At 70.8% G+C, this 11,316-nt stretch carries 8 protein-coding genes; 5 read left to right on the top strand and 3 right to left on the bottom strand.

Features of this window, described 5'->3' with window-relative positions; all coding sequences use genetic code 11:
• Window positions 1-14 precede the first annotated feature (14 nt).
• The 4 genes from ACBJ32_RS45605 (at window position 15) to ACBJ32_RS45590 (ending at window position 6,872) form a co-directional block, all read left to right on the top strand.
• Window positions 15-1,952 (top strand): TOMM precursor leader peptide-binding protein, encoded by a 1,938-nt coding sequence (locus tag ACBJ32_RS45605; protein WP_375132157.1) that lies wholly within the window; start codon window positions 15-17, stop codon window positions 1,950-1,952.
• 28 nt (window positions 1,953-1,980) lie between these two features.
• On the top strand, window positions 1,981-3,753 hold the full coding sequence (locus tag ACBJ32_RS45600) for an ABC transporter ATP-binding protein (RefSeq protein WP_375132156.1): 1,773 nt from the start codon (window positions 1,981-1,983) through the stop codon (window positions 3,751-3,753).
• A gap of 51 nt (window positions 3,754-3,804) precedes the next feature.
• Complete coding sequence (locus tag ACBJ32_RS45595) at window positions 3,805-4,002, top strand: thiomuracin/GE37468 family thiazolyl RiPP peptide (protein ID WP_357893167.1); 198 nt, start codon at window positions 3,805-3,807, stop codon at window positions 4,000-4,002.
• Window positions 4,003-4,106: 104 nt separating this feature from the next.
• A complete protein-coding gene (locus ACBJ32_RS45590; RefSeq protein ID WP_375132155.1) occupies window positions 4,107-6,872 on the top strand; it encodes a lantibiotic dehydratase in 2,766 nt (921 codons plus the stop codon).
• On the opposite strand, the gene ACBJ32_RS45585 is transcribed toward ACBJ32_RS45590, so the two are convergent.
• Genes ACBJ32_RS45585 through ACBJ32_RS45575 form a run of 3 tightly spaced genes read right to left on the bottom strand, consistent with a single transcriptional unit; the run spans window position 6,800 to window position 7,673 of the window.
• On the bottom strand, window positions 6,800-7,105 hold the full coding sequence (locus tag ACBJ32_RS45585; RefSeq protein WP_375132154.1) for a hypothetical protein: 306 nt from the start codon (window positions 7,103-7,105) through the stop codon (window positions 6,800-6,802). The two genes, ACBJ32_RS45590 and ACBJ32_RS45585, sit on opposite strands and share 73 nt — an antisense overlap.
• Before the next feature lie 56 nt (window positions 7,106-7,161).
• Window positions 7,162-7,521 (bottom strand): hypothetical protein, encoded by a 360-nt coding sequence (locus tag ACBJ32_RS45580; protein ID WP_375132153.1) that lies wholly within the window; start codon window positions 7,519-7,521, stop codon window positions 7,162-7,164.
• On the bottom strand, window positions 7,518-7,673 hold the full coding sequence (locus ACBJ32_RS45575) for a hypothetical protein (protein WP_375132152.1): 156 nt from the start codon (window positions 7,671-7,673) through the stop codon (window positions 7,518-7,520). The genes ACBJ32_RS45580 and ACBJ32_RS45575 overlap by 4 nt, the downstream gene beginning before the upstream one ends.
• Window positions 7,674-8,137: 464 nt before the next feature.
• Here ACBJ32_RS45575 and ACBJ32_RS45570 point away from each other — a divergent pair.
• Window positions 8,138-11,316, top strand: a 3,179-nt coding sequence (locus ACBJ32_RS45570) for an Ig-like domain-containing protein (protein ID WP_375132151.1), incomplete at its 3' end; no start/stop codon positions are given.

The raw sequence follows: 11,316 nt of genomic DNA, 5'->3' as shown, positions 1-11,316 counted from the left end.
AGAAAGAAGGCAGGATGTCCGAGCACGCCGTGACCGTACTGGCGGCGGGGCGCATCGCCGATGCCGTGGCGGACCGGCTCGGAGTACGGCCCGTCCCGCTCCCCGAGGAACACCTCCCCGCCGCGCCGACCGTCGCCGCCACGGACGGCTGGTCCGAGGCCGTCACGGCCGAGCTGCGGGCCAGGCTCACCGGCCCCGTGCTCCCGGCCCGCGCCGAGCCGGACACGATCGTCATCGGCCCCTGGGAGACGCCGGGAGAGCCGGGCTGTGCCCTGTGCGCCGCCCGCCGGCAGACCTGGGCCGCCCCGAGGTACGAACGCGGCGAGGCCGTCCGCGAACGCCACGCCGAGCAGCTCGCCGCGCCCTCGCCGCTGCTGACCGCGGACGCCGTCCGCCTGGCGGCGGCCCTGATCGCCGACGACATCCGCTCCTTCGCCGGCGGCGAGCGGCCGCGGACCCGCGCGACCGTGCTCACCGTGGATCTCCACGACCTGTCGGTCACCCCCCACCGGATCCTGCCGGACCCCCTCTGCGAGGTCTGCGCCCCGCGCGTGATCGACGAGCCCCCGGCCGTACTGGGGACGCCTCGGCCGGTGCCGAGCCATGCCGAAGGGGCGGCACGCGGGCGCGACCTCGCCGCGGAGCTGGACGCGCTGACCGAGACCTACGTCGACGAGCGCACCGGCGTGGTGTGGCTGCTGCACGACCGCACCTCCGGCGGGGCGATCCTCAGCTCGGCGGAGGTGTCGCACCGGTGGGGCAGAGGGTCCGGCGGCTACGGCCGCGCCCCCCAGCGCCGCGTCAGCCGGACGATCGCGCTGCTCGAGGCGCTGGAACGGTTCTCCGCGGCGCCGGGGCGGCTGCACAGCCCGGAAGTGGGGTCGTACCACGACCTCGCCGGCCGGGCCCTGGATCCGCGCACCCTCGGCCTGCACCCGCCGGAGGCGTACGACGAACCGGGCTTCGGGTTCGACCCGTTCGACCCGGATCGCGCCTACCGCTGGGTGTGGGGCTGGTCGTTCCTGCGCGGCGAGCCGATCCTGGTGCCCGAGACCCTCGCCTACTACGGCGCCCACGCTCTCGACCCGGACAACCGCCCCTTCGTCTACGAGATCTCCAACGGGTGCGCGCTCGGCTCCAGCCTGGAGGAGGCGGTCCTCTACGGCATGCTGGAGATCGCCGAACGCGACGGGTTCCTGCTGACGTGGTACGCCCGGCTGCCCGTACCGGAGATCGACCAGGCGACCCTCGACGAGCGCAACGCCCTCCACCTCGCGGCCCTGCGCGCGGAGACCGGGTACGATCTCCGTCTCTTCGACATCACGGCAGAACACGGCATCCCCGCGGTGTGGGCCCTGGCCACGGCCGCCCCGGGCGCGGACCTGCCCGCGGCGTTCTGCACCGCGGGCGCCCACCTGTCCGGGCGCCGGGCGGTCATGAACGCGGTGGCCGAGCTGGGCGACATGCTGACCAACGGCATCCGGTCCTTCACGAGCCCCGAGGTGCGGGCCCGGGCGGCGGCCATGGCGGAGGACTCCTCCGCCGTCGCGGACATGGAGGACCATCCGCTCCTCTACACCGACCCGCGCGCCGCGGAGCGGCTGAACTTCCTCACCGCGAGCGCACCCGGCCGCCCCGCCTCCGAGGTCGGCGCCCGCACGGAGGAGTTCGCGGCCGGCGACCTGGGGGAGCTGATGCGCGCGGTCGTCGGCCGGTACACCGACTCCGGGCTGGACGTCGTGGTCGTCGACCAGACGCCGGACGAACTGCGCGCCATGGACCTCCACGCGGTCAAGGTGCTGATCCCCGGCACGCTGCCGATGACCTTCGGGCACCGCCACCGCCGGATCAGCGGGCTGCCCCGGCTGCTGGAGGCGCCCCACCGGCTCGGGTACACCCGGCGCTCCCTCACCGAGGACGAGCTCAACACGGAACCGCACCCCTTCCCCTGAGGCCGTTCCCCTACTGAGAGAAGGACCCATGACCCATCAGGCGGCGGCCGCCCGGCCGGTGTCCGTGTGGCGGATCTTCCTGCGCTGGGCGCGGCCGTACCGTGCCCGGCTGGCCGGGGGAGTGGTGCTGTCGTTGCTCTCCGCGACGAGCGTCCTGGTGCTGCCCCTGATCACGCAGCGGCTCATCGGCCAGATCTCCGCGGGGACCTGGCCGGGCGGGGCGATGCTGCTCATCGGGGCGCTCATCGTGGCCAACGTGCTGCTCAACGCGGGTAGCTGGTTCCTGCTCGACCGTACGGGCGTCATCCTGACCAGGGACGTCCGCCGGCGGCTCGCCTCGCGCCTGGTGCGGCTGAGCGTTCCGTTCTTCGACCGGCTCCGCCCGGGCGACCTGCTCGCCCGGGCGACCGCCGACGCGGCGAGCGTGGACATTCTCACCACAGACGCGCTCGTCGGGCTGGGCATCTACGTCCCCGTGATCATCACCGTGATCGGCTTCATGGCATACCTGGACGCCGCTCTGCTGGGGCTGACGCTGGCGGTCGTCGTCCTCGCGTTCCTGGTCTTCCGCCTGCTCGCGCCCAGGATCCGGAGCGCGAGCTCGGCCACGGCCGAGGCCGTGGGCACCCTGACCGCCGACCTGGAACGTGCTCTGGGCGCCCTGCGCACCATCCGGGCGTTCGGCGCGGAACGGGCGGAGGAGGCCCGCCTCCACGCCGCGGCGGACGCCGTACGCCGGGCCAGGACCCGGGCGTCGTTGTGGGGTGTGGTGTCCGCGAACGTCACCGGCCTGACCTATCAGCTCGCGCTGCTGACCGTTCTGGTGGCCGGCGGGGCGCGGGTCGCGACCGGGACCATCGACGTCGGTGTGCTGGTGGCCTTCCTGCTCTACGTGTTCTACCTGATCGGGCCGATGCAGAGCGTGATCCAGGCGCTCGCCTCCTACCAGTCGGCCACCGCCGGCGTCGCCCGCATCGCCGAGGCGCTGGACTACCCCGCGGAGGCCCCGTACGAGCCCCCGGCACCGCAGGCGGAGCACTCACCCCTGAGCGTGCGTTTCGACTCCGTCCACTTCCGGTACGGCGACGCCGGCCCGGTCCTGCGGGGACTCACCTTCACCGCCGCGGCGGGATCCGTGACGGCGCTGGCCGGAACCTCGGGAGCGGGAAAGTCCACGGTGTTCGGCCTGATCGAGAGGTTCTACGAGCACGAGGACGGCCGCGTCCTGGTCGGCGACCGCGACGTCCGCGACTGGCCGGTCGCGCGGCTCCGCCAGGGAATCGGCTACGTCGAACAGGACGCCCCCGTCCTCGCCGGTACCATCCGCGACAACCTGACCTTCGCCGTTCCCGGCGCCACCGACGCGGAGCTGGCCCACGTGCTCAGGCTGGCCCGGCTCGACGAGTTCGTGGAAGGGCTCCCCGACGGGCTCGACACACCCGTCGGGCACCGCGGCGGCACGCTCTCCGGCGGGGAACGGCAGCGCCTCGCCATCGCCCGCGCCCTGCTCCGCCGCCCGCGCCTGCTCCTCCTGGACGAGGCCACCTCGCACCTCGACGCCGTCAACGAGGCGGCCTTCCGCGACACCGTCCGCACCATCGCGCAGACGGTCACCGTCATCGTCGTGGCGCACCGCCTCTCGACGGTCATGGACGCGGACCGCATCGTCGTCCTCGACCAGGGGGCCGCCCGCGCCGTCGGCACGCACGACGAGCTCATGAGGACCGACGAACTGTACGCCGAACTCATCTCCAGCCAGCTGCTGACTCCCGCGCACGCGGATGAGCTGAGTGAGGCCTGAGAACGTCCGGCTCCCGCTGGGGGACCCGGGTGAAGAAGAGAAAGGAACGCGATGAGCCCTGCGAAGTCGAAGTTCTCGGTCGCCGACCTCCCGGTCGACGTCTTCGAGCTGGAGACCGGCGACCTCGAGCTCGAGTCGCTGACCGGCGGTCACGGGATGCTGGAGTACGGCGCTTCCAGGAACTGCAGCTGCTCCTGCCAGCTGGTCGGCTGCAGCTGCTGCAGCGGGTCGCCGAAGGAACCGCGGTAACACGGCCGGACGGCCGATGACGCCGGCCCTGTGAAGGGCCGGCCCAGCCCGGTCCGGCGCACGCGCCGGACCGGGCTCTCCATCCGGATCGTGAAGGGAGAACGGTGAGCACAGCGGAGGCGTCCGCCCGGATCGGCCCCATCCCGGGCGGCACGGGAAACGCGGTGGTCCGCGTCGCCGGACTGGCTCCCGCGGCCCTCGACGGGCTCCGTTCCCCGCGGCTCGCCGCGACCGTCGACGACGTGCTGGCCCGCCGCGACGGGCTCCGCGCGGAGGGACGCACGATCGCCGACGCCCTCCACGCCGTGATCGGCGACCTGCCCCGCGACGACGTACGCCCCCGCGTCATCGGCCTCCGCCGAGCCCTGCACGCCGGGCGGCGGCCGGGCACCCGGGAATGGACGCCGGAGATCGCCGGGCGGCTGCCGGAGGAGGTGACGCGCAGGATCACGGGCTGGCTGGACGGGACCGCCGCCCTCGCCACCGCCGAGAACTCCCTCCCGGACGTCCTCGCGGCCGCGCGGGAGTCGGGCCTGAACGCGCTGCTGAAGGCCGCGATGGACCCCGGGTTCCGGATCGCGCTCGGCGGCACGAGCCCCGTACTCGCGGCCGAGCTGGAGAAATGGATCAGCGACCCGGCCAGGAAACCCCGGGCGGGAACCCTGACGACGGTGGCGCGCTACCTGGCCCGCGCCGTGACCAAGACCAGCCCGCTCAGCACGTTCACCACCAGCGGACCCGTGGCGTGGCGAGCCGGCGGTCCCGCCGTCGAGGTACGCCCGGTGGATCGGTCCGGCGTCTTCGAGCTCTCCTACTACCACGTCCGCGAGAGCATCGCCGGTTTCGTGGCGGAGCACGCGGCCGGGCGCGGCCGGGCGCTGCTCGCGCTCAACGCGTCGGCACAGCGCCTGGGGGACCAGGTCGTCTACCTCAGAGGGCTGGGGGTTCTCGGGCTGCTCGGTGGCGAACGGTACTGTGCCGTCCCCGCGCGGCCCTCCGTTCTCGCCCTGATCGATCAGCTCGGCGCGGAGCCGGGGGGACTGCCCCGCCACGTACTCCGCGAACGCCTCACCGGCGGCGATGCCTCCCTGGACGGAGAGGTCGACGCCTTCCTCGATCACCTGCTCGACGCGGGGCTCATCGTGAGCGGGCTGCCGGTTCCGCACCTCGACGAGGTCCTCGCCGGATCCGCGGCGTGGTTGCGGGACCTGGGGGAGGCCGGCGCGTTGCCGGACGCACTGGAGCGGGCGGCCGCCGCGCTGGCGGCGCGTCCCGCGATCGACGACGCCGGCTCCTACCGGGCCCGCCGCGAGACGGTGGCGAGCAGGCTGCGCGAGCTGGCCGGGTTCGCCGTACCGGGCGGCCCGCACCACGCGATGTTCGCCTCGCTCACGACCGTCAACGTGCGCGAAACGGCGGTAAGCCCGGAGCCGCCCGCCGTCTGCTCGGCCCGCGCGTGGCGGCCGGTCGCCGAGGACCTGGACCTGATCCGCCGGTGGATCGCGCCCTTCGCGCCTCACCTGCCGGCCAGGCTGGCGCTGACGGAGCTCTTCGGCGAGCGGCTGCGCCGGCGCGGCCCCGTCTCCGCGATCGCGTTCTACCGCGAGTACCAGCAGGCCATGACGGCCGCGGACGAGGTCGGCGCCGAGCTGCGAGGCAGCGTTCTCGGACCGGCGGCGCAACATCCCGAGGACAGCGTGCTGGCCTCGGTGAGCCGGCTGAGCGACGTGATGACCTCCGCACTCGCGGCACTGTCGCCCTACCCGCTCCACGCCGCCACCGAGAGCCCTGTCGCCGAGAGCCCTGTCACCGAGGGACTCCCCGCAGAGGGACCCGCCGGTGAGGTGGTCGTGCATCCCGGCGCCTTGCGCACGGCCATCGTGAGCTATCCGCCCTGGGTGCCCGAAGTGCGGTCCATCAGCGCCTTCGTCCAGCCCGCCGCCACCGCCGCCACCGCCGGCGGCTTCCGCGCGGCGCTCAACGCGCTGGGCACCGGATTCGGCTCGGTACGCGCCCGCCTCGACCACCTGACCGGCGGGCGGCGCGGCGCCGAGGTGGCGGACCAGGGAACCGGCCCGATCTACGCGGCGTTCGCAAGCCGGTTCGGCATCTCACTCAACGACCACCTGCGGTGCCTCCCCTTCCACCTCGGCGGCACCCCGGGCCTGGCCGAGCGCGCGGACGGCGCCCGGCTACGGATCGACGACCTCGTCGTCCGTCTCGACGAGGAGACCGGCCTCCTCGCGCTGGCCACGACGCACGGGCGCGAGGTGCGCGTCGTGCACACGGGCGCGGCCGCGCGGGAGTTCCTGCCCCCGTTCTCGCTCCTGCTGACGGTGTTGTCCGGCGAGACGCCGCCCATCTCGGTCCTCCCTCCACCGCACCCCTCCCGTACGGCCCCGCTTGACCGGCGCTGCGACTGGCCTCGCCTGACCATCGGCTCGCTCGTCGCGGGACGGGCGCAGACCAGGTTTCCCGCGCAAGGCGTCCCGCTGCCCCGGCCGGGGGAGGAGGAGGCCCGGTTCCTGCTGCGGCTCGCGGAATGGCGGCACGCCGAGAGGATCCCCCGCCGGTGCTTCTTCCGCACCCGCCCCGCCCCGGAGACCGCGGACGAGCGCCTTGCCAGGTCCGCGACGCCGTGGACCCAGACCCGCGAGAAGTGGCACAAGCCGATGTACCTCGATTTCGACAGCTGGTTGCTGGTGCAGGGGTTCGTCGCGGCGCTGCGCCGGCCCGGCACCGCGCTGGTGACCTTCGAGGAGGCACTGCCCGACCCGCTCGCCTCGCCGAGCGGCGATCACCAGGTGGCCGAGCTGGTCCTGGACGTCACCGCCGGTTCGAAGCCGTGGGTTCCGTCTCTGCACGCGTGAGCCCGGGCGTCCAGCGTTCGCACGCCGTCCTCGTGCGAGATCCCGCGGCACAACTCCCGGGCCTCTTCCCAGACGGCCGTGGTCGTGCGGTGGCCGCCGACGTCGCGGAGTGCTTGCAGCGTCCGCGCCAGGTAGGGGATCGAGCCCCGGGTGCGCCACCCCCGGACCGAGCGTTCGAGGGTGGCGATGGCGGCGGGCAGGTTGCCTTCGGCCAGGTCCAGCTGCCCGAGCACGCTGAGCGAGTCGGCGAGGTAGTGGCCGAAGTTGCCGGCCTCGCTGTGGGCCAGCGTCAGCGCTCGGCGGTCGCCCTGGCGCGTTCGTCCCCGACCATGGCGAACAACTTCGACAGGTAGAGCAGCGCCTCGGCGACCTTCGTCGCCTGCTCCAGGACCTCGTGCGCCGCCTGCGGGTCGTCCTCGCCGTGGATGATCGCCATCACGTGGTAGGCCCGCGCCTGGCCGCCGAGGTAGCCCGCGTCGGCGGCCGTCCGCAGAGCCTGCTCCGCCAGGGCGAGCGCCTGCTCGCCGCCGTTCCCGTCGGCCGTCAGGCTCCAGGCCAGGGTGGCCAGGGCGTCGGCCATGCCGACCGGGTCGTTCAGCGTGGTGAACAGGTCGAGGAGCTGCGAGGCGCCGGCCCGCATCCGGATCATCGCCGGTCCGGGTCATCGCCGGTTCGGGTCATCGCCGGTCCGGGGCCCGGCGGTGAGTTCCAGGTGGTGATTTCCAGGAGGCCGCGCATCAGCACGGCCTCGCCGCGCTTGTCGCCGGTCTCACGGCAGAGCGCGGGCGCCTGTTCGTGCATGCGCTGCCAGCCGTGACTTCACCACCGCGCCGCCGCCCTCAACCTCCGCCGCCTCATCACTCGGACTCACCCGCGCCAGCGGCACCTGGACTTTCGCCCCGATCACCCCATGACAAGAGGGTGAGCCAGCTCATTACATCCCTGGAGGCTGGGGTGAGCGACCTGAGGGCGCAGTACCGACACCTCGTGCCGAAGTGCAGAATCTCCGCTTCCTCGGAGGCATCGCTGTGAGCCGACAACGCCGCCGAGCCGGCAAACCCAAAAGAAGATCAAACATAGCACACAAGTGCAGAAATAAACCATGGGCCAAGCGCCCTGTATGGCTATTGGTACATCGAACCCATGGAGGCCGCCAACTCTAATGACGGAAAGGCGCTTGCCCGTTACAAAATCAATATTTACTGCGACTTTATAGTGTGCCATGATCATCCAGCTTTATCTCATTAGACAGCGAAGAGGCTAATGTGACTCGCTCTCAACCCACGCCCGGCTTATCGGCCGCGACGCGCCGCCGAGGCTCCATTCTGGCAACACTCGTCCTCTCGGCCTCGCTCCTCGCGGCACCGGCGCTCGCCGAACCCACGCCTACCGCGACGGCGACCACGTCATCGAACGCACCTGCCACCCCGGACCTGGTCCACGCCGCCAAGGCCGAAGCCAAGCGCACCGGGAAGGAGGTGGAGATCCCGAGCCTCCATACCGAGAACATGACAACCGTCGCCACACCCGGCGGCAAGACCGTCAAGACGTACGTGTTCGGCGATGTCGTCCGCGTGAAGCGCAGTGGCGCCTGGCACAAGGTCGACCCGGCGCTGGTTGTGGAGAACGGCGTCGTCAAACCCCGGATGACCAAGCTGGACATCCAGCTGTCCAACGGCGGCAGCACGACACCGCTGCTCACCGCCAAGGGCGACTTTCTCGGCATCAAGGAGGGGCAGCCCGGCGAAATCAGTGTCGCCGCTCCTGGCAAGCTGCCAGTCCCAGAGCTTTCCGGTAGTACGGCCACGTACAGCGACGCGTACGGTCCCAAGATCGATCTGGTCGTGACCATCACCCCGAACGGGTACCAACATCGAATCGTAATCCGCGAGCGGCCCGGCAAACGTCTCAAGCTGCCCGTCCTGATCGACCCACCCTCCGGCATGAGCCTGGGCAGATCATCGACCGGCAAGCCGGCGGCTCTCGCCGCCGGCAAGGAAGTCGCCGACCTGTCGGCGCTGCCGGTCTTGGACGCCAAGGAGATCGCCGCACCCGGCACCGGCAAGGCGGGCACGGCGACCACAACGCTGACCGGAAGCGGAGACGACGCTGCGCTCGTCGTCACTCCCGACGCCGCGTTTCTGGCCGACCCCGCAACGACCTACCCGGTGACGGTGGCCGCCGCCAATCCGACCCCCTGGCATGGGGCCGGCGCTCCAGCCGACACCTTCATCGCCAACGGCGGCAGCTACGTGAACGGCAGCTATATGGCGAACTCCAACGCTCTGTTCGCCGGACGCCGGGATGGCTACAACTATCGCTCCTACCTGAAGTTCAATCTCACCGGGGCACCGTTCATCGGGCGGGAAATCCTGGATGCGAACATCATTCTGTGGAATTACATCTCCAGCGCGTGCGGCAACGTCGGCGACATCTCCATGCACCGCATTTCCGGCGACTGGACTCCTACCTCTCTGACTTGGTCCAACCAGCCCCACGCCGTGGCGGACGGTTACGTGGTCAACCCCTACGGCAAGGACCAGAACTGCTTCGACTGGATGGCCGAGGGCGAACTCTGGTACTCCATCGAGGAGATCACCCAAGCCTGGTCGGACGGATCACCCAACCACGGTGTCATGGTCCGCGCCGTGGGCGAATCGGGTTCGAACAACTGGCGGCAGTACCTGTCCGGCAACTACCCGGAGACGGCCCCGGACGGCAGCCATCACCCCTACTTCTTCGTCGAGTACGACGCTCCCGCACCCACCAGAACCGAATGGGTGCAGTTCGAGATGGACGACGTCGCAGGGGTGTTCCCCACGTACAACGAAGCCAAGGCCAACACCGTTCAGCCTTGGGACACCACCGCGGACTGGGCAGTGTCCAATGCGGAGGCCGACGCGATCGAGAAGCTCGGAATCGGGGTCGCCAACGAGGTCACGTCCAGCAAGCTTCAGCCGTTGGGAGGCGACGCCGAGACTGATCCGTCCGAACTCGATCCGGATGAGATTCCGGCGGGTACTCCGATCGACCAGACGCCGCCCACGATCACCGGAACCCGACCCGATGGTTCCGGCGTTCCGGTCAACACCGCGATCACCGTGACCTTCAGCGAACCGGTCTGGGGAGCGAACATCGCCCTCAAGGACTCGGCCGGGACCGCGGTCCAAGGGACGACGGCCCTGGATGCCGCCAAGAAGGTGCTCACCTTCACTCCCGCTCAAGCGCTACGGCACGCGACCACCTACAGCGTGGAAGTGAACGGCGCCACGGATGTGGACGGCCTGGAGGTTGCTCCACGTCTCTGGCAGTTCACGACGGAGGTGGATGTCACTCCCCCCACCGTGACATCCACGGAGCCTTCGGCTGATGCCGGCAACGTGCCACTCCAAACCGCGGTGAAGGTGACCTTCAGCGAACCGGTCACCGACACGGTGATCGGGGTCAAGGATGGCAGCGGAGCGGATGTGCCGGGCAGCGTCTCCACTGATGGCGACAAGGTCTGGACGTTCACGCCGGCCGCTCCGTTGACGTGGAACGGCACCTATGCGGTGCAGGTGTCCGGCGCGAAGGACGCGTCCGGGAACATGATGGCTCCGCACTCCTGGTCGTTCGCGACTGTCACGGATACCGCTGCGCCCACGGTGGCGCAGGTCAGTCCGGCGGGCGGCGCCACGGGTGTCTCGGTGAAAACCAAAGTCGTCGTGACGTTCTCCGAGGCCGTGTCGGATGCTCAGATCACCGCTGCCGACGCGGCGGGAGCGCCGGTTCTCGGGGACATCGCTGTAGACGCTGCGAACACGACGTGGACATTGACATTCGGCGGTCCCCTGAACGCCGAAACCGTCCACACCGTCAATGTCTCAGAGGCAAGGGATCCTGCGGGAAACGTGATGGAACCATATTCCTGGTCCTTCACCACCGCCCAGCCAGACACCGTCGCGCCGACAGTCACTGCGTCGAGTCCTGAACCCGATGCCGTCGATGTGGCTCTCGGCGGTCCGATCAAGGCGACCCTCAGCGAGCCGGTGTCCGAGGGCCAGATCGTGGTCAAGGATCCGGCAGGCGGCATCGTGGCCGGTACTCTCGCAGCGGACTCCACGACCGTCCTGTCCTTCACGCCCGCTCAGCCACTGGCCGAGCGCACCAAATACACGGTTGAGGTGATCGGCGCCAAGGATGACGCGGGCAACGTGATGGCGTTGCACACCTGGTCGTTCACCACGAAGGAGCTCCCACCACCGCCGAACTCACCGACGGTCGCCGGCGAGTACGTACGGCCGACCAATGGCGCAGGCGCGGCCACCACACTTACCCCCGAGTTCCGGGCCGAGGTCAGCGATCCCGACGGCCGGCCTATGACGTTGATGGTCGAGGTTGAGCACGATCCTGCCGTTCCCGGTCAAGGCACTGGAGTCATTTGGGCCGGTAGCACCACAACCGC

This window comes from Nonomuraea sp. GTA35, assembly GCF_041950525.1.
Classification (GTDB): domain Bacteria; phylum Actinomycetota; class Actinomycetes; order Streptosporangiales; family Streptosporangiaceae; genus Nonomuraea.
This window is presented reverse-complemented; position numbering and strand designations above follow the sequence as displayed.

Excerpts from the sequence above, each read along its gene's own strand:
- ACBJ32_RS45605 (WP_375132157.1), top strand. The coding sequence starts at position 15 with ATGTCCGAGCACGCCGTGACCGTACTGGCGGCGGGGCGCATCGCCGAT.
- ACBJ32_RS45600 (WP_375132156.1), top strand. The coding sequence starts at position 1,981 with ATGACCCATCAGGCGGCGGCCGCCCGGCCGGTGTCCGTGTGGCGGATC.
- ACBJ32_RS45595 (WP_357893167.1), top strand. The coding sequence starts at position 3,805 with ATGAGCCCTGCGAAGTCGAAGTTCTCGGTCGCCGACCTCCCGGTCGAC.
- ACBJ32_RS45580 (WP_375132153.1), bottom strand. The coding sequence starts at position 7,521 with ATGATCCGGATGCGGGCCGGCGCCTCGCAGCTCCTCGACCTGTTCACC.
- ACBJ32_RS45575 (WP_375132152.1), bottom strand. The coding sequence starts at position 7,673 with ATGCACGAACAGGCGCCCGCGCTCTGCCGTGAGACCGGCGACAAGCGC.